Here is a 26,843-nt window from a genome sequence, read left to right on the forward strand (position 1 = left end):
GAGACCTCGGCTGCTCTCTGCCCTAGCGCATCGGCATTTCGGCCAAGGCTCGTTGAATATGCCCGACCATGAAATCAAGAAACAGGCGCACTTTGGGGTCCTGCCGTTTTCTGTGCGTGAAAAGGCAGGCCATTTGCGCGGGTACCGGCGGCTGATCCGCCAAAACGGGAACAAGCTGGCCGGAAGTCAGATAGTTCGAAATCTCGAAAACCGGCTTCAAGATAATCCCGTGTCCATCCAGCGCCCAGCTCGTCAGCACATCGCCATGATCGGATTCAAACGGCCCGGTCACCGCAACCTTCTTCACCCCGTTCTTCGTAACGAGCGGCCACTGAAATTCCGGTGCGCCGGGATAACGCATGTTGAGGCAGTCATGGCGGCTTGAGGACAGGTCTTCGTGGCTCTTTGGATCTCCCTTACGGGCGATATAGTCCGGCGCTGCGCACAGAACCCGTTCACAGTCGGCGATTTTCCTGATTTTCAGGGTCGAGTCTTCCGGCACACCAAGGAAAAACGCAGCGTCGAGCCCTTCACCGGCCAGGTCCACTTTCCTGTCCGACAAGCGAAGACGGATGTCGATCAGCGGATTGGCCTCCTTGAAAAGTGGGATCGCCGGGGCGATCAGCCGCTGCCCCATGCCGATAGGTGCGGCGATGAACAGCGTTCCGCGCGGCGAGCTTGTAATGGAACTGATATCGGCTTCAGCTTCCTCGACAGCCTCGACGATCTTCGTCGCCCCGCGGTAAAAGAGGTTCCCGTGCTCGGTTGGGCTGAGCGCTCTGGTCGTGCGTTGAAACAGGCGCACATTCAGGTGTTCTTCAAGCTGCGACACGCGAGCGGATGCAACGGCGGATGAAATGCGCAGATCGCGTGCGGCGGCGGACATGTTTCCCAATTCATAAACGCGTAGGAACGTCCGAATATTCTCCAGATACGCCAAAAACCCATTATTCCGTTTTTTTTGAAACTGCTTGGAATTATGTCGAGATACCAGAAAATTTCAAGGTAGATTAGGGTGGCTGAAAGACGACCGGAGGGAAACTATGTTGGACATTGCCATTATCTGGGACTGGCTGGCATTTGCGGTCAGGTGGCTGCACGTCGTGACCGCCATTGCCTGGATCGGCTCATCCTTCTACTTCATCGCCCTGGATCTGGGATTGCGCAAATCACCCCATCTGCCCGCAGGCGCTTTTGGTGAGGAGTGGCAGGTCCACGGCGGCGGTTTCTATCACATCCAGAAATACCTGGTCGCGCCTGAAAACATGCCCGAGCATCTGACCTGGTTCAAATGGGAAAGCTATGCCACGTGGCTTTCCGGTGCAGCGCTCCTGATGATCGTCTATTGGGTCGGTGGCGAGCTTTATCTCATAGACCCGGAAAAGGCGGATCTGTCGCTTTGGCAGGGCATCCTGATTTCCGGCGGATCCCTGGCCGTCGGATGGCTGATCTACGACTATCTTTGCAAATCGAAGCTCGGCGACAGTCCGACGCTGCTGATGATCCTGCTGTTTTTCATGCTGGTCGCCATGGGTTGGGGCTATGACCAGATCTTCACCGGCCGCGCGACAATGCTGCATCTGGGGGCCTTCACGGCCACGATCATGACGGCGAATGTCTTCATGATCATCATTCCAAACCAGAAGATTGTCGTGGCGGATCTCAAGGCCGGACGCACGCCCGATGCCAAATACGGCAAGATCGCCAAGCTGCGGTCAATGCACAACAATTACCTGACGCTTCCGGTCGTGTTTCTGATGCTGAGCAATCATTATCCGCTCGCGTTTGCGTCCGAATATAACTGGGTAATCGCAGCTCTCGTGTTCCTTATGGGCGTCTCCATCCGCCACTATTTCAACACCAAGCATGCTGGAGGCACCGCGCCCAAGTGGACCTGGCTGGTGACCTCGATTCTCTTCGTGGCCATCATCCATCTGAGCATGGCGCCGATGTGGTCTGAGGACAGCTATGAGGCGTCCGAAAGCCGTCCCTTAAACGCGACGGAGCAGGTTTTTGCAAGTGCCGCCGGATTTGAGGACGTGAAGGCCATCGTTCCTGGACGGTGCGCCATGTGCCATGCCCGGGAGCCATTTTACGAGGGAATCTACTGGGCGCCGAAAGGTGTGGTTCTGGAAACGGAAGCCGATATCGTTCGCGCTGCGCGGGAGATCTACTTGCAGTCCGGCGTTACCAATGCGATGCCTCCCGCCAATGTCTCGCACATGGAACCCGGGGAACGACGGAAAATCGTGGAATGGTACCGAAACGCCCGCGAGCAGATGCCATTTGGCATTGCTGCCAGGTGATCCGGTTCAGCGAAACTGATTGGCCCGCTTGTTGTCCGCTGCAAGCCGGTCCGTTTCGACCGTTTGATCCATTCCAGGGTACCGCGTTTTGCAGAACACGGAGACGTTTGAATTTCAACTTCCATGGAGGTGACGAAAGAAGCGTGATACTTCTATCCTGAGGATCCATTCCAGCCAGCTTCGCACCCGACACATGTTCTCAGTTCTCGCCAACAGGACCTACCGGCATCTCTTTGCAGCCCAGTTCATAGCCCTTTTCGGCACGGGGCTCATGACGGTTGCACTTGCTCTGCTTGCCTACGACCTTGCTGGCGCGGATGCCGGTGCCGTGCTCGGAACAGCTCTTGCCATAAAGATGGTTGTCTATGTCACCTTGTCGCCACTCGCGGGTGGCTTTGCAGCACGGCTTCCGCGAAGGTCATTTCTGGTCATCCTCGATCTGATACGGGCCGGAACGGCGATCGCTCTGCCCTTCGTCGATGCGGTCTGGCAGATCTATCTTCTGATCGCGCTTCTGCAATCGGCATCGGCCGCCTTCACACCGACCTTCCAGGCGACAATCCCCGACATTCTTCCTGACGAGGAGGATTACACCAACGCGTTGTCGCTCTCGCGGATGGCATACGACCTTGAAAATCTTCTAAGCCCAGTCATAGCGGCGCTATTGATCGGCCTGATCGGATTTCATTGGCTTTTCGCAGGCACGGTCGCAGGTTTTTTGCTGTCTGCGGCACTGATTGTGTCCGTGGCGCTTCCAACCGTCCGGAATCTCTCACAGCGCTCGCCATTCAAACGCATTTCACAGGGCATGCGGATCTATCTGGGCACACCGCGCCTCAAGGGCCTCATGGCGCTCAATCTGACCGTGGCCGCCACGGGTGCGATTGTGATCGTCAATACTGTCGTGATCGTCAAAACACTGCTTGGCGGAAGTGATGCCGACCTTGCTCTCACGATGGCCGCCTATGGCGGTGGCTCGATGGCGATGGCGCTCGCCATTCCACGCCTTTTGTCCTCGATCAAGGACCGGAGCCTCATGCTTGGTGGCGCGATTTTCATGCCGCTTTTGCTGATCCTGCTGTCTGCCCTCATAACGGGGCTCGAGCCGTCAGATCTCTGGCCCTATCTCTTGATGATCTGGTTCCTTATGGGCGTCGCCAATTCGGCGGTGCTTGTACCGTCCGGACGCCTCTTGCGCAACTCGGCGCATACAGAAGACCGTCCGATGGTCTTTGCCGCGCAGTTCGCTCTCTCCCACGGCTGCTGGCTGATCACCTATCCGCTTGCGGGTTGGCTCGGAAGCGCGGCTGGTCTTTCAGCAACCGTCGTGACACTGGCAGTGCTCGCGGTGATCGGAACTCTGGCCGCTTTGCGTCTTTGGCCATCGTCGGACGCACGCGTCCTCATTCACGAACATCCTGAACTTCCGGCCGACCATCCGCATATTAGAAGTGCCCACGGTAAGCAGCACGCCCACACCTATGTGATCGACGATCTCCACACCGGTTGGCCGAACGGCCGGTTCTGATAGACCCGCTTATTTCCCTGCAACGGTGGATCAATGATGAAGTGCGGGCTCATACCAAGCTCAAGAATTAAGAATCGATCTGACCGGGTTTGAAGGCTGGTCGGCATCGCGCTGATGCTCGCGGTATTTGCCCTGACAGCCGTTGTGGCAAGGAAAATACTTCTCGAGGCCATGGCGCGTGCCGGTCCCAACATCACCCAGGTTTCCCGCGTGATGGATCTGCTTGCAGGGACATTCATCATCATGTTTGCAAGCATGGATCTCATCAAGGTGTGAAATGCTCAGTGCTCACGCGGATGGGCATCTGCTGAAAGCAACGCCGACGTTCCTACCGGGTTGACCTTCACCCAGGACGTTTCAAACCGTCCATCGGTGTCGCCTTCACCAGAGGCACTCTGACCCAATTGGAAACCCGTGCCTGCCTTCACGATGCAGCCCGCCGATTTGGCGATCACCTTGAGAGCGTGCGAGCTGTAGGCGTTGTTGGCAGTGTCATATTTTTCGATTGCTCTCGCATCCGTCATATTGCGTGCGCGGCGGGTTGCGGCGAACAGGCAGGAATGGATTTCAATATCTCTGTTTTTCGTGAACAACGCATCGCCGACCGCCTTCCAGAAACAGGTATGCGTGTGGGTTATCCCGGCCCCGATATTGATCGTATCCTTGTTGCCGTGGGCGTTGAAAACGACAACAGTGTAGTGATTTCTTGGCCCGCAAACCGCTTGAACGGCCTTTGTCATTTGACCAATCGACTGGTTCTTCGGGATTTTGAGATGCCGGGCGGCAGGGCCCTGCTTGAATCTCAGTCCGGCATCGTAAATATTCGCGTCGTGAATGTACAAAGCAGTCATGTCCAGCTCACTTTTCTCTGTAAAATCAATAATTTGGTCGTGCAATTGCAGTTCAGTTCAAAACCTTTCTTCGGGTTGCTTTGTCGCCCACGTTTCACCTAACGGTTCAGGATCGGATCGAGATAGATTCCGGGTAGAAAACCGGTCATGCCGTAGTGATCGATCTGACACCAGACACCACCAAGCAGTTCGCGCTTTGCCTCCACGCTCGCATCTTCGAATGTCAGTGGCACGATTTCCGGGGCGCAGTTCAGAACAAGGATTTCGCTGGCGGACCTGGTCAGGCTTCCGACAGTTGCAGCGTTCCGGTGACCCGCAGAGCGCACCACAAGCCGCATGCCCTCGGGAACATTTCGCAGCCTGTAGGCCGGACCCCAGATGCCGAAGCCTGGCAGATCATTGACTTCCGCAGGATCATCGCTGCTTGCGTTCACCTGCTGCGAGCCGACCCCCGCCAGGAGCATGCAAAGGATCACCCAGAGTGATTTCGAGGCGGGCATGGTCATCGGTCTTCTCCCGGGCAACATTCAGCGGGCCAGCCCGGCCTGCCGGGCATCGTTCAGGGCACTTGCACAGATCTGGGCCGAAGACGGTGCCAGGGTTTCCACGCGGTGCTTCTTTAAAATTGCGGCAAAGGCATCGAGATCCGCCGCGAACCCAAGACGAATGGTGACGATCATCGCATCGCCGAGCGCGAGGCAGGGATCTCCTGGCTGAAAAGTCGAAGCGTTCGCTGTGGCCACACCGGCGCCTGGCGCTGCCGGTCCCGCGGATGCAGCCTGCTGACCCGCAGGATCAAACTCCGGAATGAAATCGGAAGGATGAATTCCGATCTCGGCTCCCCCGGCGATCATTGCCGCCGGATCTTCTCCACCTGCTCCTGAAGCAAGCGGGACCCCTTGGGCAATGGTGACCCATGGCCGGTTGTCGTTCACAATCAGTCCGACCGCAATCAGCTCAGCCATAATGAACGCGCATTGCCGCGGCTGCGCAGACGCAACGCTGACAACACCCTGCGCTGCCAGAACCCGCAGCACAGCGTCGCGGTCTGCGCGCGACTGCCCCCTTAACAGGGGGCTGATTTGGGGTTGCAAAATAATGCAGGCCTCTTCAAGCAGCCGCTCGTTTGCGGGCTGCCCGCCGGGAGCCGCGTTTGGCGTCCCGCCGGCTTGCGCAGCGGGCGCCTGCGGCGCTGGCCGTGCAGCTTGAGATGGACCCGGATTTGGTGACGGCACAGGAACCGCAGCGGCCTTTGAACCGCCGGAACCCGCTCCCAACCCGTTTTCGGCGAGCTTCCACAGCCCTTCATCCTGGGCAATCAAGTCGAGAGCTTTCCGGCAGGCAGCCTGGTCCGCTGTCGCCTCGGTGCTTTTAACACCTGCCAGAACGTAAATGCTGCGCATGTCCTGGATTTGTCTGGTGCCCGCCTGAGCATTGATGATCTTCGTGATCCGATCCAGCTCGGTGCAAGCGTTGAACGCCGGATCTGCGGGCGCCGCAGCTTGTCCCTGGCTGGCGGGAGACCCGGCAGCGTTTGTGCCGGATGACTGTGCCGAGGGGACAGATTGTGCACGCAGAGCCAAGGTGATTTTCATCGAGGCAATCTGGTTCGTCCCCTGAAGCACCAGTTGGGCTGTCTGATTTCCCAGGCCGGTAAACGTCACGCCGACATTCATCGGCATGCCACCCCAGCTGCCGAAACCACCGGACCATGGCCCCGCATCCCGGCCGGTCAATCCAATTGGTGCATCCGTCACTTCCCTGGGCAGGGTGAGCGTCGCCGCTGTCGGTGACGATTTCCGGAGACTGACCGTGCCCGTTGCATCGACCGGCGTCGGCTGCGTGATGCCTGCCGCAGTCACAGTGCCGCTGCCGCCAGTAACCGCGTAGACATAATTTCCCAAATCGGCTTGCTCCGCACCGAGACCAGGTGCCTGAACCGGACTGTTCGAAATATGGCGCATATCGACCCAGCCATTGAGGCCAGGCAAGGCCACGACACACATCGTGCCTTCGCACTGATTGGTCACGTTGATCCCGCATGTACCAACGCCTATGCCGCCGATCACCGGCCCGTTCGTCGTCGGCGCATCATAGACGCGCAGCGAATTCCCGTTTGGAGCAGACGCAACGCAGGTATTGCCCGCCGCAACTCCTGAGGAAACGGCCAAGCCCATCAAGACGATAAAGGCCAGCAAAAACTTCATGGGGTCAGCCTCTCTCTTTCGGCGCGGGAACCGCCATTTCCAGACCATCTAGCGAGGGATCTTTTGAAATCGCCTTCATCTCGGCCTCGTCCAACGTGAACATTTCGGAAGGTTTGAGCCCATTGACGCCGGCAACAATGTTCCAGGGGATCGAGGCGACACGCGTGTTGAAGGCCTGGACATTGCCGTTGAAGATCCGACGCGCAGCCGCCACCTGATCTTCGGTTTCCTCAAGCTGCTTTTGCAGAACGACGAGATTTTCGGTCGCCGTGATCTCGGGATTGTCTTCGGTATAGGCAATGAGCTGACCAAGGGCCTGAGTGAGCCCAGCTTCAGCCTTGGCGATCTCTGCGTGACGTTCGGTTGCTAAGGCTTCAAGAGCGGCTGCCCGCGCAGCGACGATCTTCTCGACGATCGCCTGTTCGTGCCCGAGCGCGGTGCGCGCTGCCTGAACGAGATTGGGAACCAGCGCGTGACGGCGCTTGAGCTGAACCGTTATGCCGGACCAGGCTTCGTCAACGCGAAACTTGGCGGCCATGAGCGAGTTATAGCAAAGGACATATGTACCCACGACAACTGCGACGAGGAGTATCAAAGTCAAAACAACCGACATATCCGGCTCACTCCGCGTAGTGTTTGAATGAAACGGCGGCCTCCGAAAATCCGGTCACCGCATCCTTGACGAAGGACTGCAATATTGTGTCGTCCAGGCCCTGCAGATTTCGAAATCCGGCAAAGAAAACCGTGTCGCGGTCGATGATCACCCGTGCTGCGAACCTCTCCGCAAGATCAAGCAGGGTTGTCTGGAGCGCAGGTGTCAGAACCTGAAGGACTTCGACGGAGACCCTGTCGAGCTGACCCTCATCGTCGCGCGCAGTGACACGAATGTTGAAAGCATCGTTGAACGCGATGCTTTCGGTTTTGAGATCACGGTCGAGCGGTCCGACCGAACTTTGGTTTTCAGGCATCAGCACAAGCCGGATGCGAGCGTCCCGATCGAGTTTGTAGGCCGCAACCATCATGATGACGTTGCCCTGCGAACCACTCCCGGCAGACTTTGTATTCTGCTTCGGACCACCGAACAGGGCCGTCGAGGAATGAGCACCCAGTCCCACCCAGAGCGGACTGCCGTTTTCCGCAGTGCCCCACATCTCACTCTCGATGACGAGCGGGATGGATCCCCCGACCCGCAGCTTGAAAATCTCCGGGATCTGTTGCCGGATCTTTCGCATGCGCACGTCAGGAATTTTGGACCGGAACCGAAAGCCGAGATGTTCGGCAGCGCTGCGCAACCGGTTCAACCGGTCCTTCGACGCACCGGTGAAGTGATCGATGGCAAAGCCACCGCCCATGCCGATGGTCACAAGGACAAATCCAATCGGCCGAAGGCTCTCACTGAAGATCGCGAGTAAAAACCCCGGCAGCGACAGCAAGAAGAACGGGACCTCAAGCTTCTTGAACGACGCCGGCAACAGAGGTTTGGTGCGTTCGAGCTGTGTTTCCGTCGCAGGCTGAATACGCGCTTCGAACGGATCCCAGAAAGTGGTTTGAGCACTCACGGGAACTCCAGGTCAATTGTCTGGTCCGATGCAGGCGCGACTTCGACCACTTCGATAAACGGGTCCCGTTTGCTTTTGTCCCAGGCTTCAACGCGCACCGCGTATTGTCCCGGCAACAGCAATATCGGATCGCCGCCAATGCGCATGGCGATGAAATCGTCTTTGTTCTCGGTCGAAGCCCCTTTGTATATGTTGATCCTGACATCGAATTTTGTGAGCTCGCTGCCGTCGCGATTGAGCGCGCGGAAAAGAACTTTCGATGTGGGCGCAATGATCTCCGCTTGTGCGGTTTGACCGGTCTCCACGTCGATGTCGACACTTCCGGGCGACATTTTGTCGAGACGCGTGATGACCAGTCTTGCCCGGTATTTTCCGCTCGGGACGACCTTGACGAGGTTCTTCGTATAAGCGGAAAAGACCTCACCCGTTACGGTGTTTTCGATGTCCCAGCGATAATCGACGTCGGACAGCTTCAAGTCCTGGTTCATCAGGATCGCGGCGAGGTCGAGCTTTCCGGCACCAAGGACGAGATTGACCTCCGTCATCTCGGTATCCGAAACGACAATCTGGGCCGATGCGGAACTGCCCCGGTCCGTGCGTGCGACCAGCCGGTACGCACCGGGATCGAGCCGTCCGATGTATTGCGACACGGCGACCAGATCGATCTCCTCGCCGCTTTCCTTCACCGCGCTCCAGTACACCCGGACGCCATCGGCGTCCGTCAGCGAGGGGGCTCCTTCTTCGAGACTGACCGTTGCGGTGAGGTTCTTGGAAAGAGATACGGCGGGAGGCGCCGGCGCGGCCGTGGGAGCCGGCACCGGCGCCAGGGCAACCGTCTGTTGAAGCGCCTTGCTCAGATCGGATGCACTCGACGCATTCAGGAACAGACCGCCCGTATTCTCAGCCAGGCAGGCAACCTGCCGGCTTTCATCCGCGCTGAGACCGAAACCGATCACATGCGCGGTAAAATCGATGCCAAGCGACTCCAGTTCTGACGCCACTGCACAAGGATCTGCTTCGCAGGTTTCGATCCCATCTGTGATCAGAATGACTGTCGCCTTGTCTTCCTGATACCGAAGCTCTCCGGCTGCACGCCGCACCGCTTCCGTCAGCGGTGTCTTGCCCTTCGGGTTCAGCGCCTGAACGGACGAAATCAGCGCGCCTGACCGGGTCGCAGCCGGGCCGATCGGCACCAGCGTCTCGATATCATTACAATCGCCTTTCCGGTTGTGGCCGTAGGCAATCAGGCCGACATCCAGGTCCGGCGGCAATTGTCTGGCGACGCCAGCAAGGGTTTCACGCGCCGTGACGATCTTTGCGGTCCCGTCGATCTGTCCCCACATGGAACCCGAGCCATCGAAAACGATCATCGCGCGCCCTGGCGCGGCGTCTTGTGCTTTTGAGATCGTGGCGATGCAAGTAACTGTAAAAACGAAAATAAAAATCTTGATCCAACAAACGCGCATTATCAAACATCCTTGTGTCGTCTGCCGACGCAAGAAGAGCACGCAGGTTTATCGAAGGACAGCTGTGGATTTCATTAGGTTGCCGAGTTCATTTGAGCGAAAGAAAGCGAACCCAGTCCTTCCAGTGACTGAATGGAAGACTGTGTCCCGCATTCTCCACAAGGGTTACCCGTGCATTCAGCCGGTCAGCAAACGCCAGGATCCTTTCTGGCCGGATCGACCGGTTCTGCGTTCCATGGACAAAATGGATCGGTACCTCGGTCGGCGCTAGTTGCCGTTCCCAGTCCGACGCGACGAAGCGGCAGTCATTGATGAAACTCTCCGACCCCTCTTCCACATGGAACAAGTGTCCCTGCCAGAAGAGGTCGAGCAAATGCGGATCCCGGCACGCGTCCAGATCCGCTGGTGCTCCGCCGAACACTGTTTGCGCGAAACCGCCGGGCCCGTCGCGCTTCAACCTCTTGTCCCCTAGCTTTGCCATGTAGCTCAACAGCGAAACGGAAACGCGCGGCAGGATTGCAAAAAGCTTCTGCTGCGGCGGTGCGCTGGCAAAATCCTGCAGCGTTCGCATGGGCGGCTGCGCTGATACACACAGGACCTCAGAGACACGTTCCTGCAATTCTGGCAGGCAGAGAAGCGCAAAGATGCTGCCGACGTCAAAGGCGACAAGCGAGACCTTCTCGATGTCGAGCTGATCGAGCATGTCGTTGAGGTCGTGCGCATAACGCTTGGGATCCAGAAGCAGGATATCGTGCCCGTCGCTTCGGCCATGCCAGGGCCGTGCAGGTGAAAGAAGACGTATCCCTTCGGCGGCGAAGTGGCGCGCCGCCGTGTTGGGCATGCGATTTCCGCAAAGGCAACCATGGAGAAAAACGACGGGCTTGCCATCGGGAGCACCTTGTTCGAGATAGTCGAGTTGCCGTCCGTCTCTGAGCCGCAATTGCAAACGGGAGTAGTTTTCGGTGCTTTGCCGATCTGAGGAGCGCTTGTTCGCTGACGCAGCTACTGCCCTCGCCAGATCGATGAGTTCGCTGGTGCCGCGTGATCGTGTCTTGGTGATCATCGACTTGATCTGCTGGCGAACAGTGTCCACGGACCTCTTGCGGGTGTCGGCGACTTCCGAGGGCGAGTGACCGCTCACGAGCAGTGACAGAACATCGGTTTCGCTCGGTGTCAGCCCGTAAAGGCTCTGCATCGCGAGGCTGGCTCCGCTTCGCCAGACCCGGTCCACGCCCGATAAGGTCCAGGTCCCACCATTCAATTCAGCCTCGCCCCTGGAAAGGGCCAGAAGGACCTGCTTTCCCGTGTCCGTATTCGGGATCCGGATGACGGGCCAGTCGGAAAGCCGGCCTGCAATTGCGTCGCGGAGCATCGTGAGCGCGTCGCCATCGATCGGAAGGTCCTCTAGCGACACGCCCGGGCTCAAACCCAAAAGGTTCTGGGCAATGTCGTTCACGCTTTTGACAGACAGATCCGAACCGATCGTCACTTCGGGCCGATCGGGCTCAATTGCAGGTTTTTTCAGGCTTGAAAGGAGTTTTTCGGCCGTTTCGAAATGGCTTTCAATGTCCCGCTTGCGCCGGAGCAATTCCCTGTGTGCCCTGGGATCCGAAATGCTTCCTTCTGCGAGGAAGATAAGTTCGTCAAATCTGTCCTGGTCTAAAATGGCGCTGTAGGCATGCGCGATCATGTCGTCCAGTTTGGAAGGGTCCTGCCCTTTTTTCGTCTCGCTCAAAAGTCCAATCGCCCCGCAAATGCTCAACAGCTTGGTGGATTCGCGCTTTCGCCAACCAAAAACCTAGCACTCTTCAGAGCGCATTCAACGGCATACCCAAATTTGGTCATGTCCTGGGGGAATCGCTCTGTTAGCCAAGACAAGGTGCGTCGGCGAGCTGGATTGGGAGGCGGAAATTGCAAGTCATTGCTCCTGAAGGAAAGGATCTTGAACCGCTTACGGTGCGAGAATGCGAATGTCTCCGGGAACTGGCGCATGGAGAGCGTCCTCAAAGGATTGCAGCAACCCTCGGAATCGCGCCAATTACTGTCGACTTTCATATCCGCAACGCCCGGCGCAAACTCGGTGCCAGAACCCGTGAACACGCAATTGCAATTGCCCTGTCGTACGGGTTGCTCAACGATGTTTCCTTGAACGGCCGCCCGAAACTCAAGACAGCAGTATGATCGCGACCCCACCCACGCGCGAAGAGTAACATTACCTTTCACCCTCCACCGCCGGGCATTGCCCTGGCAGTTCCAAAAACATTGTTTCAAAGCCCCAAGTGATTTTATGAAATGGCAGCTTGACAAATTGGAACGTTCCAAGTTTTATGCTTCGAGAAATTGGAACGTTCCAAAAAAATTCAAATGGGAGGTGTGAATGCGTTGGGCCCTGATCGGTGCGAGCAGAATTGCGTCGAGTTATGTGATTGATGCGATCCGTGCACAGGAAGGTGCCGACATTCAGTCCGTCCTGAGTACGGATCTTGGCCGGGGTACCTCCTTTGCAAGAAACAACGGCATTCCCGAAGCCATGACGGACCTCGACATGCTGCTCGCGGACGATACGGTCGACGCGGTCTACATCTCGACAACAAACGAAAAACACCACCCGCAAGCCATGGCCGCCATCGCCGCCGGCAAACATGTCCTGTGCGAAAAACCTCTCGCCATGACGCTTGAAGATGCCGTGGAGATGGTGAAAACAGCGCGTGAAAAGGGCGTTGTTTTCGCGACCAACCATCATCTGCGCAATGCCGGCTCGCATCTTGCAATAAGAGAACTCATCTCTTCCGGACGGATCGGCAAGGTCTTGAGCGCCCGCGTTTTTCATGCGGTCAATCTTCCTGAACACCTTCGCGGCTGGCGCATCAATGATGCTGCTGCAGGTGGTGGTGTCATTCCCGATATTGTCGTCCATGACGCCGACACGATCCGCTTCCATCTCTCGGAAGATCCGGTGGATGTGGTGGCGAAAGCCGGAACATCGGGGATGGGTGAAGGTGTTGAAGACAGCGTCATGTCTGTCTGGTCGATGCCGTCCGGCGCAATGGTCCAGACCCATGAGAGCTTCACGCATGGCTTTGCCGGTACCGGGATCGAATTTCACGGAACGGAAGGTTCGATCTTCGCTCGGAACGTTATGACACAGGAGCCGGTCGGCGAAGTCAGGCTTGTCGACCAAAGCGGCGAAAGCCCGGTGACCTTCCAGGCTCACAACCTCTACCACCGTGCTCTTGGCCTTTTCACGAATGCGGTTCGCGGGAACGGTCCACCGTCAGCAGATGGCGTCGACGGCATCAAGTCGCTCGCAGTCGCGCATGCCGTCCGCCAGGCGGCGCAATCCGCCACGGCGGTTCGTGTCGACTATGAAGGATTTTGAGCGATGTCTTCCAAGATCGTCTCGGCCCAGGACGCTGTTTCACGGATCAATGATGGTGACGTTGTCACCGTTTCTTCTTCCTCCGGCCTCGGGTGCCCCGACAAGGTCCTTGAAGCCATCGGCTCAAGGTTCGACACGGAAGGGCACCCGAGGAACCTTACGACGCTGCATCCGATTGCGGCCGGTGACATGTACGGCATCAAGGGCATAGACCACATTGCCAAGGATGGACTTCTGTCGACGATCATTGCCGGTTCCTATCCCTCCGGTCCGTCTTCGCTGCCGATGCCTGAGATCTGGAAGATGCTCGTTGAGAACCGCATCGCAGCCTACAACGTACCATCCGGAATCCTCTTCGACATGCACAGGGATGTTGCGGCACGCCGGCCTGGTGTCATGACGAAGGTCGGACTGGACACGTTCGTCGACCCGGTGCGCGAAGGCTGCGCCATGAATGACGTGGCGGTCGGCAAGCCAATCGTCTCAAGGCTCGATCTTGCCGGCGAAACCTGGCTGCATTTCCCGAATATTGTACCGAATGTCGCCATCATCCGGGCAACAACAGCGGATGAGCGCGGCAACCTGACCTACGAACACGAAGGCGCTTATCTCGGAGGTCTGGAACAGGCGATTGCGGTGCGCAACCACAGCGGTCTTGTGATCGCTCAGGTCAAGCGAGTGACCGCGTCCGGGTCCCTGCGCCCGCATGACGTTCGAGTCCCCGGGCATCTGGTCGATTTGGTCGTTGTCGACCCGGACCAGCGGCAAACCACGGAAACGGACTACGATCCCGCGATCTCAGGCCAGATCATGCGACCATGGTCCAGTTTTTCGCTTTCCGAGCACGGCGTGGAGAAGGTGGTCGCGCGCAGGGCCGCAATGGAATTGAGATCGGGTCAGACCGCCAATCTCGGCTTCGGCATTTCGGCGATGGTGCCCCGCGTCCTCCTCGAAGCCGGACAGGAACAGGCCGTGACCTGGGCCATCGAGCAGGGCGCCACAGGTGGCATGCCGCTCACCGGATTTGCCTTCGGCTGTGCATCCAACGCCGATGCCTACATGCCCTCGCCTCAGCAATTCACCTACTTTCAGGGAGGTGGCTTCGACGTCTCGTTCCTCTCCTTCCTGGAGATCGATCTTGCAGGCAATGTCAACGTCTCCAAACTCGGCAAGAAGCCGTATCTGACGGCCGGTTGCGGCGGCTTCGTGGACATCACGGCAAATGCCGGAAAGATCGTCTTCTCCGGCCTGTTCGAGGCTGGTGCGGACCTCGCCCTCACCGACGACAGGCTGACCGTGAAGTCGCCCGGCAAGTTCACCAAAATGGTGGATGAGGTTGAGCATGTCACCTTCTCAGGACGCCGCGCACGCGAGCTCGGCCAGGAGGTCCTCTACGTCACCGAACGCTGTGTCATACAGCTGACCGAAAGCGGACTGCTGGCAACCGAAGTCATGCCGGGTATCGATCCCCAAAAAGACATTGTCGATGCCTCTCATGGACGCGTGAGATTGGCCAACGACCTGGCCGAGATGCCGACGGCTCTGCTGCGCGAAGCTCCGATGGAGTTGCGCCTGTGAGTGCGCTCCATCTCATACGCCACGGCCCGATCGCCGAAATTCGCCTCGACAACCCGGCGAAGCTCAACGCTTTCACAAGCGAAATGTTGAGCGCCCTCGAGCCGCATTGTGCGGAGATCGAGAAGGATCCCGCCATCAACGTTGTCGTGATCAGCGCGGAAGACAGCAAAGCGTTTTGCGCCGGCGCAGACATACTCGCCTGGTCGGAACTCGAGCCGTTTGATTTTGCAAGGCACTGGGTGCGGGACGGTCACCGCATTTTCGATCGTGTCGCACGCCTGGCGAAACCGACAGTTGCCGCCATCGGCGCTCATGCATTTGGCGGCGGGCTCGAGTTTGCGGCAACCGCCGACATCCGCGTGATGGCGCCTAAGGCCACATTGGCATTGCCGGAAGCTTCTCTCGGTATCGTGCCCGGCTGGTCGGGCACGCAGCGCCTGATCCGGCTCCTCGGCGAGCCGATCGTGAAGGAAATGGCCCTGTTCGGCCGCCGGATATCAGCGGAACGCGCATTCACCGCGGGTTTCGCCGCCGAGATTTCCGATGATCCCAGAGCCAAGGCGTTCGAACTCGCAGAAGGTCTCGCAGGCAAGTCGTCGCGCGCGGTCGAAGTCGCCAAATACATGATCCACGCAGCGGTCGATGAAGATACGAACGCCATGATCGAAGCGCTTGGCGCCGGCATGATTTCGCCCACCGCAGACCGAACCGAGGGCGTCACCGCCTTCCGCGAAAAACGCAAACCGGACTTTCCTGGGAACTAGAAATGAGTGAACTCAACGTCGTCTCCATCAGCGAAGCAAAGATTCCAGCCGAGCCTTTTGTCGCCCGCCACCTGATCGACGGTGAATGGCGGGGCAGTGCCGACTCGGCAACTTTCGAAAGAACATCGCCGTCGCACGGATCCGTCGTCACGATTGCCAGCAAAGGAGGCAAGGCAGATGCGGATGCGGCTATCGCGGCTGCAAGGCTCGCCTTCGACAAGGGGCACTGGTCACGCACAAGCGGCAAGGATCGCGCGGCGCTCTTGCTCAAGGTCGCGGATCTGATCGACCGTGAGAGAGAACGGATCGCTTTGATGGAAACGCTCGAATCCGGCAAGCCGATCAGCCAGGCGAAAGCCGAGATCGAAGGCGCTGCGGATATCTGGCGCTTTGCCGCCTCGCTTGCACGCACCATGCATGGCGAAAGTCACAATTCGCTCGGGCAGGACTTTCTCGGCCTCGTCCTGAAGGAGCCAGTCGGTGTTGTCTCGATCATTACACCCTGGAACTTCCCGTTTCTGATCGTTTCGCAGAAACTTCCTTTCGCCTTGGCGGCTGGCTGTACAGCTGTTGTCAAACCATCGGAGATGACCCCGGCAACAACGGTCATCCTGGGTGAATTGCTCCTGGAAGCCGGCATCCCGGCAGGCGTCGTCAACATCGTCCTTGGCTTCGGTGATCCGGTCGGGACGGCGATGACTGCCGACAAGCGCGTTGACATGGTCACCTTTACCGGCTCGACCGGCGTCGGCAAGGCCATTGTCAGCGCCGCATCAGGCACCTTGAAAAAGGTATCGCTCGAACTCGGAGGCAAGAACCCGCAGGTTGTTTTCCCCGATGCGGATCTCGACAGCGCGGTCGATGCCGTGGTGTTCGGCGTTTATTTCAACGCAGGCGAATGCTGCAATTCCGGATCCCGGATCATCGTGCACGAAGACATCGCTGAAAGGTTTGTTGCCAGAACGGTCGATCTTTCGCGCCGTGTCCCGTTCGGCGACCCGTTGGACCCATCGACCAAGGTCGGCGCGATCATTACGCCTGAACATCAGAACAAGATCGATACCTATGTTCAGGACGCAAAGGTATCGGGTGCTGAGGTTCCTCTCGGTGGCGGTGCGCTGCAGGTACCGGGCCTCGATGGCCAGTTCTATCAACCGACCGTCGTCACGAATGTCAGCAGTTCGATGCCGATTGCCCGTGAAGAGGTTTTCGGTCCCGTTCTGACTGTCTTGACGTTCAAGACCCTTGATGAGGCGATAGACCTCGTCAACGACGCCGACTATGGGCTGTCGGCAGGCGTTTGGAGCGAGAATGTTCATACGTGTCTGGAATTCGCCCGGCGGGCAAATGCCGGCACCGTCTGGACCAACACCTGGATGGATGGCTTTGCGGAACTTCCCTTCGGCGGCGTCAAGGAAAGCGGCCAGGGGCGGGAACTGGGAAAATACGGTCTGGAAGAATTTCTCGAGGCCAAGACCGTTACCATGCGGATCGGCAGATCACGCGAGCCGTGGGTCGCCTGATGACCGTCCTAGCTCGAAATCGCGAACGGCCCTTCGGGCTGCAGGAGGACCTGAAGATCCTCCACCGGCGCACCCGACATGCGTCCGAGCAGGACCTTTGCCATCGCCCGGCCGGTCGCGCGCAGATCCTCGTCGATGGTTTCGATGCGAGGGCGGAAGTGGTTGGAGATCGGCGAAGCCCGCTTGGCGACGACGTCGACATCCACGCCCTGCGTCAGCCCCATGTCGCTCAGGAAGGCAAGCGTGATCAGTGCGCTGACCTCACCGACACAGACATAACCGTCGGGCGCGTCGGAACCGGCGTGAAGGGCCCGCAACGTGGCGGCAATTTCGTCCGGTTCGCTGTCCAGGTCGACATCTTCGGGAATGGTCACCCGCATGCCGTGCGCGGTCGCGGCCTGCCTGGCTCCGAACCTGAGGTGTTGTCCGAACGTGTACTTCTCGTTCGGCATGACAATGCAGATGTGTTTGCGCCCCTTTTCGACGAGCCGGGCAATGCCCATGCGCACGAACGCTTCATTGTCGAAATCGACAAAGGGATGCGGCGTCATGAAGTCCGTGCGTCCATGGGTGACAAACGGAAAGTCGTGCTCCAGCAGGTATCGCGCCCGGTCGTCGAAACACTCGGTTCGCGTGAACACGATGGCATCGGCCAGCGAGTGGCGGCGAATGCTCCGGATGGTTTCGAGGCGGTCGTCGCCCAGGCTGTCCGCGGTGATATTGATCGCGTAGCCGGTCCCACTGAGGCCTTCATACATGCCTCCGAGAAACTCGGACGTGAAACTCAGGAACTCATGCCTCGGATTGAGCAGAAGGCTGATGACGCGGGTCCGTCCGGTGCGAAGCCGCTGCGCGGCTCTGTTCGGAACGTAGCCAAGCTTCCTTGCAATTTCAGCAATGCGTTTGCGTGTGCTTTCCGCGATCCTCGGGTCGTCGGCCAGCGCCCGCGAGACCGTCGTAACCGCGACACCTGCTTCAGCGGCAACCGTGCGCAGGGTCGGACGCGACTGCGCCGCGCCAACGCTGTCCGCTTTGGTTCCAAGGTTCTTTCGCGACATGCCCGTTCCCCTCAACCAGAGGCTTGTAGCTCAAACAGTCCGACAAGTCTAATCAGGGAATTTAAAACGTTGCAACAAAGAAAGATGTTGCGTCGCAAAATGCCAACTATCGAAATAACTAACTATAAAAAAACGAAAAACCTGTTCCGACGGAGCACAAATTAAATTATTGACATGCACGTGGTTTGCAACGTTACAATAGACGTTGCGTGACTTAGGGTCCGCCGGAGTCCGGCACCCATGACGACGACAGGCACGTAAAGGGAGGAAATCCATGCGTAAGTTGACGATGATGACGGCTGCTGCTGCCCTGCTGGCAGCGAGCGCAAGCGTGAAGGCAGAAGACGTTGAAGTTCTGCACTGGTGGACATCCGGCGGTGAAGCTGCCGCACTGAATGTCCTGAAACAGGATCTTGAAGGTCAGGGTATCGGTTGGCAGGACATGCCGGTTGCCGGTGGCGGCGGCTCGCAGGCAATGACGGTGTTGCGTGCCCGCGTAACGTCAGGCAACCCGCCGACCGCCGTGCAGATGCTCGGCTTCGACATCCTTGACTGGGCCAAGGAAGGCGCACTTGCCGACCTGAACATCCAGGCCGGCCTGGAAGGTTGGGACGACGTTGTCCCGGCAGCACTTCAGGAGTTTGCCAAGCACGACGGCAAGTGGGTGTCTGCACCGGTCAATGTCCACTCCACAAACTGGGTCTGGGCAAACAAGGCGGTCCTGGACGAACTCGGCATTGCGGTTCCGACCAACTGGGATGAGTTCGTTGCCGCTCTGGAAAAGGTAAAAGCGTCCGGCAAGACTGCGATTGCACATGGCGGACAGCCCTGGCAGGACGCGACCGTGTTCGACGCGGTTGCCATGTCGACTGGCGGACCGGACTTCTACAAGAAGGCCTTCATCGACCTTGATGAAGAAACACTCGGCTCCGACACGATGAAGGAAACGTTCGACCGCATGGCTGTTATCCGGTCCTATGTCGACGACAACTTCTCGGGCCGTGACTGGAACCTCGCCACTGCAATGGTGATCAACGGCGACGCCGCCTTCCAGATGATGGGTGACTGGGCGAAGGGTGAATTCCTGAACGCCGGAAAACAGCCGGACGCTGACTTCCTTTGCTTCCGTTTCCCCGGCACCCAGGACCAGGTGACGTTCAACGCTGACCAGTTCGCGATGTTCGCTCAAGGCTCGGAAGTCGGCAAGGAACAGGCTGCGCTTGCAACCGCCATCCTGTCGCCAAGCTTCCAGTCCGCGTTCAACGTGGTCAAGGGATCGGTACCGGCCCGGACCGACGTTTCCGACGAAGCCTTTGATGCCTGCGGCAAAAAAGGCATGGCCGATCTGAAGAAAGCTGCGGACAGCGGCAATCTATATGGTTCCATGGCTCATGGTCACGCCAACCCCGCGGCGATCAAGAACGCGATGTACGACGTGATTACGGCGCATTTCAACGGCGAATATGACAGCGAAACAGCTATCGAAGAGCTCGTGACCGCCGTTCAAATCAACAAGTAATAGACCCTACGGAAAGCGGTGCACAGCACCGCTTTCCGGCAGCGGGGGACCTGAGATGTCTATTTCTGAAACGGCGAACCCGCAGGGTTCCGTTGTTGACAGACTGCGTGACGCTTTGCCTAAAATCGTGTTGAGCCCGACGGTCGCCATTGTCGCGATCTTTGTCTACGGCTTCATCCTATTCACGCTCTATCTGTCCTTTACCGACAGCCGCATTCTGCCCTCTTTCGGTTGGGTCGGGTGGCAGAACTACGAGAACCTCTTTCGGATCCGGGCCTGGGATACGGCCGTTTCGAACCTGGTGATCTTCGGTCTCCTCTATATCATCATTTGCTGCGCCCTCGGCCTTCTGTTGGCGATCTTGCTGGATCAGCGCATCCGCGCCGAAGGCTTCATCCGTACGATCTATCTCTATCCGATGGCCCTGAGCTTCATTGTCACCGGTGTTGCCTGGAAATGGTTCCTCGACCCGGGCATCGGGATCGAGGCGGTCGTCCAGGGTTGGGGCTGGACCAGCTTCGAATTCGACTGGATCAAGAATCGGGAAATGGCGATCTATACGATCGTGATCGCCGCCGTCTGGCAGACATCCGGGTTTGTCATGGCGATGTTCCTGGCGGGCTTGCGCGGTATCGACAGCGAAATGATGAAGGCTGCCCAGATCGACGGCGCCTCGACTTTCGCTCTCTATCGCCGCATCGTGATCCCGCAATTGCGACCGGCCTTCATGTCGGCCTTCGTCGTGCTCGCCCATATGGCCATCAAGTCCTATGACCTTGTCATCGCCCTGACTGGCGGCGGCCCGGGAACGGCGACGGAGCTGCCGGCGACCTTCATGTATTCCTACACATTCACCAGAAACCAGATGGGGATTGGTGCAGCCTCCGCCGTGATCATGCTCATGACGATCGCCGCCATCATCGTGCCCTATCTCTGGTCCGAACTGAGGGAGAAGAAGTGATGGCCACCACTCACGCAAAAAGCGGCAACAGTATCGGACGCATCGTCCTATATACGCTGCTCGTCTTCTTCTGCATCTACTACCTCCTGCCGCTCTACGTGATGTTGGTGAACTCGCTGAAGCCATTGTCCGAGATCACGGCCGGCGGGATGATGGCTCTGCCGCAGGAATGGACCATCGCCCCGTGGCTGAGCGCCTGGTCCAGCGCACAGGTCGGCGTTGAGGCAACCGGTTTACGCCCCTATTTCCTGAACTCCATCATCATGGTCGTTCCGGCGGTCGCGCTGTCGACGATTGTCGGCGCGCTGAACGGTTACGTTCTCACCAAGTGGCCGTTTCGCGGCGCGACCATTCTCTTCGGACTGTTGCTGTTCGGCTGTTTCATCCCGTTCCAGATGGTCCTGATCCCGATGGCACGCATGCTCGGCCTGATGGGGCTTGCGGGCTCGGTCCCGGGCCTGATCTTCGTGCATTTCGTTTACGGCATCGGCTTCTCAACACTCTATTTCCGCAACTACTACGCGGCGTTCCCGACCGAGCTGGTCAGGGCGGCACAGATCGACGGAGCCGGTTTCTTCCGGATCTTCTGGCGCATCTTGCTGCCGTCGTCCGGTCCGATCGCTGTTGTCTGCATCATCTGGCAGTTCACCAATATCTGGAACGACTTCCTCTTCGGCGCGTCCTTCTCCGATTTCGACAGCCAGCCGATGACCGTTGCGCTCAACAACCTGGTGCAATCGTCAACCGGCGTGAAGGAATACAACGTCCATTTCGCAGGCGCGATCATGGCCGCGCTGCCGACACTCCTCGTCTACATCGTTGCGGGCCGATACTTCGTCCGTGGCCTGATGGCCGGCTCAGTTAAAGGATAAGACAATGGGCTTTCTCGACATCAAACAGGCGACCAAGTCTTACGGAGCCGTTCAGGTTCTGCACGAAACCGACATCTCGATTGAAGAAGGCGAGTTTCTCGTCCTCGTAGGACCTTCCGGCTGCGGCAAGTCCACACTCCTGAACATGATCGCCGGACTGGAAAACATCACCTCGGGCGAGATCGCCATTCGCGGAAAGAGCATGAATGGCGTGAAGCCGGCCGACCGCAACATCGCCATGGTGTTCCAGTCCTACGCGCTCTATCCGAACATGACGGTGAGCGGGAACATCTCCTTCGGCATGGAGATGCACGGCATTGAAAAGTCGGAACGCGAAAAGCGTATCTCGCAGGTTTCCGATCTTTTGCAGATAAAGCACCTGCTCGATCGTAAGCCGGGTCAGCTCTCCGGCGGCCAGCGCCAGCGTGTTGCGATGGGCCGTGCCCTTGTTCGCGAACCGGACGTCTTCCTCTTCGACGAGCCGCTCTCCAACCTGGATGCAAAGCTGCGTGTCGACATGCGCACGGAGATCAAGAAGCTTCACCAGAAGCTGGGGACGACGATTGTCTACGTGACCCATGACCAGATCGAGGCCCTGACACTGTCGACCCGCATTGCCGTGATGTTCGGCGGCTACGTGCAGCAGCTCGGGACACCCAAGGAAATCTATGACAATCCGGCGAACATGTTCGTTGCCGGTTTCATGGGCTCACCTTCGATGAACCTCTTCCCCGCCAAGGTGGTATCGGAAAACGGCCAGTCTGCCGCAGAAGTGTCTTTGGCGAACGGCACAAAGGCCTCTATCCCTTTCGCCACGGAAGAACTTGCCTCGGATGTCGGCCGCGACATTATCCTGGGCATCCGCCCCGAGGCGATCACCGACAGGGACGGCGCCGACAGAAACTCGCAGGCGGTCCATATCGTTGAAGCACCGGTTGAAGTCACCGAACCGGCAGGATCCGACACATTTGTCGTCAGCCAGATCGGCGGCAAGGATGTCACCGGGCGCTTCCGCGCAGATGTCGCGGTCAATGCCGGCGACACTTTCCCCTTTGCGTTCAACATGGAAAAGGCGGTCGCGTTCGACCCTCAGAGCGAGAACAGGATCGCCTGACCCGATGACGAAGGCTCCTGACATCGTGATTGTCGGCAGCGGCATGGGAGGTGCAACCCTTGCTGCCGGCCTTGCGCCGTCCGGCGCAAAGATCACGATCCTGGAGCGCGGCCACCAGATCCCTGATGATGCCCCGGCGCGGGACCCCTGGCGGATCTACACCAACAGCGCCTTCCGCTCATCGGAAACGTGGTTGGATCAGCAGGGAAACGCGTTCGAGCCCGGCAATTACTACAATGTCGGCGGAAATTCGAAACTCTACGGTGCGGTCTTGATCCGTTACCGCGAAGAGGATTTCGGGGATCTGGAGCATTTCGAAGGCGTCTCGCCGGCCTGGCCCTTCTCCTATGACGAGCTTGCCCCCTGGTACGAAGCAGCGGAAAAGCTCTACCGGGTGCGCGGAGACATCGCCTCGGACGAAACCGAACCGTCTCATTCCGGTCCCTATCCGTTTCCACCCGTCCCGGACGAACCAGCAATCCGCACGGCGCGCCAGAGACTGGAAGGTGCCGGCGTCAAACCATTCTCGCTACCTCTCGGCGTCGATATCGACACATGGCTTTCAGCCGGCAAAACCGGCTGGGACGGCTATCCGGATCTTCGGTGCGGCAAGATGGATGCCGAGACGTGCGGTCTCGCGGAGGCACTTGCATACGAAAATGTGGAGCTGATCACGGGCGCTGAAGTCACCAGGCTCCAGGTTGACCCTGAAACAAGAAAAATCAGTTGCGTCACCTTCCTCAAGGACGGTGAGGAAACCGATCTGACGCCTGCGATCGTCGCCATTTGTGCAGGCGCGGTGCAGTCGGCAGCGCTCTTGCTCAAGTCCGGAATTGCGAACAGTTCGGACTATGTCGGCCGCTGCTTCATGAACCACAATGCGACCGCGATGATCGCCATCGACCCGCGCTTCCGGAACGATGCGGTCTATCAGAAAACCTTCGGCATAAACGACTGGTACCTTGCAGAAGAAGAAGACGGAAAGCCGCTCGGCAATGTGCAACTGCTCGGACGGGTCACCCCGGACATCCTGAAAATACAGGTACCGCAACTGCCGAAATTCGCTGCCAAGTGGATTTCGGAACATGCGCTCGATCTTTATCTCATTTCAGAGGATCTGCCCGATCCGGAAAGCCGCGTCCTGATCAAGGACGGCAAGATCCAGCTGAACTGGCGCCGGTCCAATATGACGGCCCACAAGAAGCTCGCGGCACGCACGAAGGCGACGCTTAAAAAGGCCGGATTTCCCGTCGTGCTATCACGCCTCTTCGATGGCCGCGTGCCTTCGCATCAATGCGGCACGGTGCGACTTGGCGACGATCCGAAAACCAGCGTGCTTGATCCGGATTGCCGCTCCTGGGATCACCCGAACCTGTTCGTGACGGACGCAGCTGCTTTGCCGACATCTGCGGCAGTCAATCCGGCTCTTACCGTCGCCGCCCTGTCGCTGCGGACTGCCGAGACCATAAGGCAGGAGTTGGCTGCATGACCAAGGTAGCCCTCGTCACGGGTGGTCAGCGCGGTATCGGGCTTGCGATTTCCGAAGCCTTTGTCGGCGCCGGATACAAGGTGGCAATTCTGGCTCCAAACCGGAGTGACGATCCGGAAGTTGTCGAAGCGCTGAGCAAGTTGGGACCGAAAGCGGCCTTCTACTCTCACGATCTCCTGGATGTGGATGGTCATGCTGTATTCCTGAACCGTGTCGAAGAACATTTGGGGCCACTCACCACTTATGTCTCCAATGCAGGTGTGCCGGCGAAAGTGCGCGGAGACATGCTCGAAATCACGACCGAGAGTTTCGACTTCGTGATGGGTGTCAATCTTCGAGGAGCCTTCTTCCTGGCCCAGGAGGTTGCGCGGCGCATGCTGGAGACGACCAGCGAAACGTACCGATCGATGACCTTCGTCACGTCGGTCAGCGCGCAGATGGTCTCTGTCGAGCGCGCGGAATACTGCCTTTCGAAGGCCGGGGCTTCGATGATGGCGCAGCTGTTTGCTGTCCGGCTCGCCCCACACGATATTGGTGTCTTTGATATCCGGCCAGGTGTCATCGAGACCGCTCTGACAGCCGGCGTCAAAGACAAATACACAAAGCGGATTGAAGACGGCCTCGTGCCTTCGGCCCGCTGGGGGTATCCGGCCGACATCGCCTCGACCATCCTTCCACTTGCGGAAGGTCAGATGGCTTTTGCCACGGGCACCGTCATCAATGTGGATGGCGGACTTTCCATTCCACGCCTTTGAGAGTTCATCATGGAAAAAGGCTACGATTTCATCATCATCGGAGGTGGCAGCGCAGGGTCGGTGCTTGCGGCACGGCTGAGCGAAAACCCCGATGTCAGCGTCCTGCTTCTGGAAGCGGGTGGACGCGACTGGCATCCGTTTTTTCATGTACCCGCCGGCTTTGCCAAAATGACCAAGGGCATCGGTTCCTGGGGCTGGCACACGGTTCCGCAAAGGCACATGAAGGACCGTGTGTTCCGCTACACCCAGGCCAAGGTGATCGGCGGCGGTTCGGCGATCAATGCGCAGATATACACCCGTGGCAATGCGCTCGATTATGATGAATGGCGCCAGATGGGATGCGAAGGTTGGGGCTATGAGGATGTCCTGCCCTATTACCGCAAGGCCGAGGACAACGACACTTACAACAACCGCTACCATGGCCAGGGTGGACCCTTGGGCGTCTCCAAACCCTGCGCGCCATTGCCCATCTGCGAAGCCTATTTCAAGGCGGCAGCAGAGCTCGGCATTCCGCACAACGAGGACGTGACCGGCGAGAAGCAGGACGGTGTCGCCTACTACCAGCTGACCCAGAAGAACGCACGTCGTTCCTCAGCGGCGATGGCCTATCTTGCCCCGAACCGGAACCGGCAGAACCTTCACATTCAAACCGGAGCGCAGGTCCGCCGTATTGTTGTTGAGAATGGCACTGCGACAGGTGTTGAACTCGCTGACGGCACCCGCCTCACGGCGAGCAACGAAGTCGTTCTGTCATCGGGCTCAATCGGCTCGCCCAGATTGCTGCAACTCTCCGGCATCGGTCCCGCCGATCATCTGAAAAGCCTTGGCATCGACGTGGTATACGACCAGCCCGAGGTAGGCGCGAACCTGCAGGATCATCTGGACCTCTACTGCATTTGCGAGGTCAGTGGCCCCTACACCTACGACCGCTATGCCAAGATGCACTGGTCGGCGATCGCCGGTCTGCAATATCTCTTCACAAAGCGTGGACCCGTGTCCTCTTCCCTCTTTGAAACCGGTGGCTTCTGGTACGCCGATCCTGAGGCACGTTCTCCGGATCTGCAGTTTCACCTCGGCCTTGGAACCGGCATCGAATCGGGCGTCGCCGCCATGCCAAATGGCGGCGTCACGCTGAACTCCTGCTACTTGAGGCCCCGCTCGCGCGGAAGCGTTCGCCTTCAAAGCGACAATCCCATGGATGCACCGCTGATCGATCCGAATTACCTGCAGGATCCCCAGGACCGGGACATGTCGATCCGAGGGCTGAAACTGACCCAGGAGATCCTGGCGCAGGGGCCGCTCAAGCCCTTCATCAAGGCCGAGCGCTTGCCGGGCCCAAATGTCGAAACCGATGAAGACTATTTCAACTTCATCTGCGAGCACTCCAAGACTTCTCACCACCCGGCAGGCACCTGTCGGATGGGCGCGGACGACAAGGCTGTGCTTGACCCCAGACTGCGCTTCAACGGCCTTTCCCGCCTGCGCGTCATCGACGCTTCGGTCATGCCGACGGTCGTTTCATCCAATACGAATGCAGCAGCCATCATGATCGGCGAAAAAGGGGCTGACATGATCAAACAGGATCACGGTGACACTCAATGATCAGACACATCGTACTCATCAAGTTTCAGGACGGCGTCAGCGAAGACACGATCGCCGGTCTCTTTCAGGAATTGCGCACGATCCGCGATCAGGTGCCCGGCATTCTGGACATCACGTCCGGCCGCAGCGAAAGCCCGGAAAAGATCGAACGCGGTTACATGCACGGATTTGTCGTCGACTTTGAAGACTGGGACGCGCTCGAGCGCTACCAGACGCACCCCGATCACAAGGCACTCGGGGCAAAGCTGGTGGCCAATGCAATTGGCGGCATCGACGGAATTCTGGTTCTCGACATTCCGGTCGCGGCATGAC

The 26,843-nt window shown here is 58.4% G+C and carries 25 protein-coding genes; 16 read left to right on the forward strand and 9 right to left on the reverse strand.

Annotated elements, in window-relative coordinates; translation table 11 throughout:
* Window positions 1-22: 22 nt before the first annotated feature.
* Window positions 23-940: a LysR family transcriptional regulator gene (locus Q0915_RS28865; RefSeq protein ID WP_299482505.1), complete on the reverse strand. Its 918-nt coding sequence runs from the start codon at window positions 938-940 to the stop codon at window positions 23-25.
* Window positions 941-1,043: 103 nt separating this feature from the next.
* Here Q0915_RS28865 and Q0915_RS28870 point away from each other — a divergent pair, with 103 nt between their 5' ends.
* The 3 genes from Q0915_RS28870 (at window position 1,044) to Q0915_RS28880 (ending at window position 4,110) form a co-directional block, all read left to right on the forward strand.
* Window positions 1,044-2,306: a urate hydroxylase PuuD gene (locus tag Q0915_RS28870; protein WP_299482503.1), complete on the forward strand. Its 1,263-nt coding sequence runs from the start codon at window positions 1,044-1,046 to the stop codon at window positions 2,304-2,306.
* Window positions 2,307-2,499: 193 nt separating this feature from the next.
* The gene (locus Q0915_RS28875; RefSeq protein WP_299482500.1) at window positions 2,500-3,834 is read left to right on the forward strand and encodes an MFS transporter; all 1,335 of its coding nucleotides are present in this window, start codon (window positions 2,500-2,502) and stop codon (window positions 3,832-3,834) included.
* A 114-nt stretch (window positions 3,835-3,948) separates the two neighbouring features.
* Window positions 3,949-4,110, forward strand: a complete 162-nt coding sequence (locus Q0915_RS28880; RefSeq protein ID WP_299482497.1) for a hypothetical protein — start codon at window positions 3,949-3,951, stop codon at window positions 4,108-4,110.
* Window positions 4,111-4,115: 5 nt separating this feature from the next.
* On the opposite strand, the gene Q0915_RS28885 is transcribed toward Q0915_RS28880, so the two are convergent.
* From Q0915_RS28885 to Q0915_RS28915, 7 genes are all read right to left on the reverse strand, one after another.
* Window positions 4,116-4,685, reverse strand: coding sequence for a hypothetical protein (locus Q0915_RS28885; RefSeq protein WP_299482494.1), 570 nt, complete (start codon window positions 4,683-4,685; stop codon window positions 4,116-4,118).
* A gap of 98 nt (window positions 4,686-4,783) precedes the next feature.
* Window positions 4,784-5,191, reverse strand: coding sequence for a hypothetical protein (locus Q0915_RS28890; protein ID WP_299482492.1), 408 nt, complete (start codon window positions 5,189-5,191; stop codon window positions 4,784-4,786).
* 21 nt (window positions 5,192-5,212) lie between these two features.
* Complete coding sequence (locus tag Q0915_RS28895) at window positions 5,213-6,892, reverse strand: hypothetical protein (RefSeq protein WP_299482489.1); 1,680 nt, start codon at window positions 6,890-6,892, stop codon at window positions 5,213-5,215.
* A gap of 4 nt (window positions 6,893-6,896) precedes the next feature.
* Entirely contained in the window at window positions 6,897-7,505 is a 609-nt protein-coding gene (locus tag Q0915_RS28900; RefSeq protein WP_299482486.1) for a LemA family protein, read from the reverse strand.
* Between the two features lie 7 nt (window positions 7,506-7,512).
* Window positions 7,513-8,451 carry a hypothetical protein gene (locus Q0915_RS28905; RefSeq protein ID WP_299482483.1) on the reverse strand — a complete coding sequence of 313 codons (939 nt, stop codon included), beginning with the start codon at window positions 8,449-8,451 and terminating at the stop codon, window positions 7,513-7,515.
* Window positions 8,448-9,821 carry a VWA domain-containing protein gene (locus tag Q0915_RS28910; RefSeq protein WP_299482480.1) on the reverse strand — a complete coding sequence of 458 codons (1,374 nt, stop codon included), beginning with the start codon at window positions 9,819-9,821 and terminating at the stop codon, window positions 8,448-8,450. The genes Q0915_RS28905 and Q0915_RS28910 overlap by 4 nt, the downstream gene beginning before the upstream one ends.
* 184 nt (window positions 9,822-10,005) lie before the next feature.
* Window positions 10,006-11,652 (reverse strand): alpha/beta fold hydrolase, encoded by a 1,647-nt coding sequence (locus Q0915_RS28915; RefSeq protein WP_299482477.1) that lies wholly within the window; start codon window positions 11,650-11,652, stop codon window positions 10,006-10,008.
* Between the two features lie 176 nt (window positions 11,653-11,828).
* On the opposite strand from Q0915_RS28915, the gene Q0915_RS28920 reads away from it, so the two are divergent.
* From Q0915_RS28920 to Q0915_RS28940, 5 genes are all read left to right on the forward strand, one after another.
* The gene (locus tag Q0915_RS28920; RefSeq protein WP_299482474.1) at window positions 11,829-12,098 is read left to right on the forward strand and encodes a helix-turn-helix transcriptional regulator; all 270 of its coding nucleotides are present in this window, start codon (window positions 11,829-11,831) and stop codon (window positions 12,096-12,098) included.
* 196 nt (window positions 12,099-12,294) lie between these two features.
* Window positions 12,295-13,296, forward strand: coding sequence for a Gfo/Idh/MocA family oxidoreductase (locus tag Q0915_RS28925; protein WP_299482471.1), 1,002 nt, complete (start codon window positions 12,295-12,297; stop codon window positions 13,294-13,296).
* 3 nt (window positions 13,297-13,299) lie between these two features.
* Complete coding sequence (locus tag Q0915_RS28930; protein ID WP_299482468.1) at window positions 13,300-14,874, forward strand: CoA-transferase; 1,575 nt, start codon at window positions 13,300-13,302, stop codon at window positions 14,872-14,874.
* Entirely contained in the window at window positions 14,871-15,638 is a 768-nt protein-coding gene (locus Q0915_RS28935; RefSeq protein ID WP_299482465.1) for an enoyl-CoA hydratase/isomerase family protein, read from the forward strand. The genes Q0915_RS28930 and Q0915_RS28935 overlap by 4 nt, the downstream gene beginning before the upstream one ends.
* 2 nt (window positions 15,639-15,640) lie before the next feature.
* Window positions 15,641-17,161 carry an aldehyde dehydrogenase family protein gene (locus Q0915_RS28940; protein ID WP_299482462.1) on the forward strand — a complete coding sequence of 507 codons (1,521 nt, stop codon included), beginning with the start codon at window positions 15,641-15,643 and terminating at the stop codon, window positions 17,159-17,161.
* 8 nt (window positions 17,162-17,169) lie between these two features.
* Here the strand turns inward: Q0915_RS28940 and Q0915_RS28945 are convergent, their stop codons facing one another.
* A complete protein-coding gene (locus Q0915_RS28945) occupies window positions 17,170-18,219 on the reverse strand; it encodes a LacI family DNA-binding transcriptional regulator (RefSeq protein WP_299482459.1) in 1,050 nt (349 codons plus the stop codon).
* A 274-nt stretch (window positions 18,220-18,493) separates the two neighbouring features.
* Between Q0915_RS28945 and Q0915_RS28950 the strand changes: the two genes are divergently transcribed.
* From Q0915_RS28950 to Q0915_RS28985, 8 genes are read left to right on the forward strand one after another with little or no spacing between them, the layout of a single operon-like run.
* Window positions 18,494-19,738, forward strand: coding sequence for an ABC transporter substrate-binding protein (locus tag Q0915_RS28950; RefSeq protein WP_299482456.1), 1,245 nt, complete (start codon window positions 18,494-18,496; stop codon window positions 19,736-19,738).
* Between the two features lie 55 nt (window positions 19,739-19,793).
* Entirely contained in the window at window positions 19,794-20,699 is a 906-nt protein-coding gene (locus Q0915_RS28955) for a sugar ABC transporter permease (RefSeq protein ID WP_299482453.1), read from the forward strand.
* A complete protein-coding gene (locus Q0915_RS28960; RefSeq protein WP_299482451.1) occupies window positions 20,699-21,571 on the forward strand; it encodes a carbohydrate ABC transporter permease in 873 nt (290 codons plus the stop codon). The genes Q0915_RS28955 and Q0915_RS28960 overlap by 1 nt, the downstream gene beginning before the upstream one ends.
* Before the next feature lie 4 nt (window positions 21,572-21,575).
* A complete protein-coding gene (gene ugpC, locus Q0915_RS28965) occupies window positions 21,576-22,685 on the forward strand; it encodes a sn-glycerol-3-phosphate ABC transporter ATP-binding protein UgpC (protein WP_299482448.1) in 1,110 nt (369 codons plus the stop codon).
* A gap of 4 nt (window positions 22,686-22,689) precedes the next feature.
* Entirely contained in the window at window positions 22,690-24,174 is a 1,485-nt protein-coding gene (locus tag Q0915_RS28970; protein WP_299482445.1) for a GMC family oxidoreductase, read from the forward strand.
* Entirely contained in the window at window positions 24,171-24,929 is a 759-nt protein-coding gene (locus tag Q0915_RS28975) for a 3-ketoacyl-ACP reductase (RefSeq protein WP_299482442.1), read from the forward strand. Before Q0915_RS28970 ends, Q0915_RS28975 begins: the two co-directional genes overlap by 4 nt.
* A gap of 9 nt (window positions 24,930-24,938) precedes the next feature.
* Window positions 24,939-26,531: a GMC family oxidoreductase N-terminal domain-containing protein gene (locus Q0915_RS28980; RefSeq protein ID WP_299482440.1), complete on the forward strand. Its 1,593-nt coding sequence runs from the start codon at window positions 24,939-24,941 to the stop codon at window positions 26,529-26,531.
* A complete protein-coding gene (locus tag Q0915_RS28985; RefSeq protein ID WP_299482437.1) occupies window positions 26,528-26,842 on the forward strand; it encodes a Dabb family protein in 315 nt (104 codons plus the stop codon). Before Q0915_RS28980 ends, Q0915_RS28985 begins: the two co-directional genes overlap by 4 nt.
* The last annotated feature ends 1 nt before the right edge of the window (window position 26,843 follow it).

Origin of the sequence: uncultured Roseibium sp., assembly GCF_947494555.1 — a bacterium.
Classification (GTDB): Bacteria; Pseudomonadota; Alphaproteobacteria; order Rhizobiales; family Stappiaceae; genus Roseibium.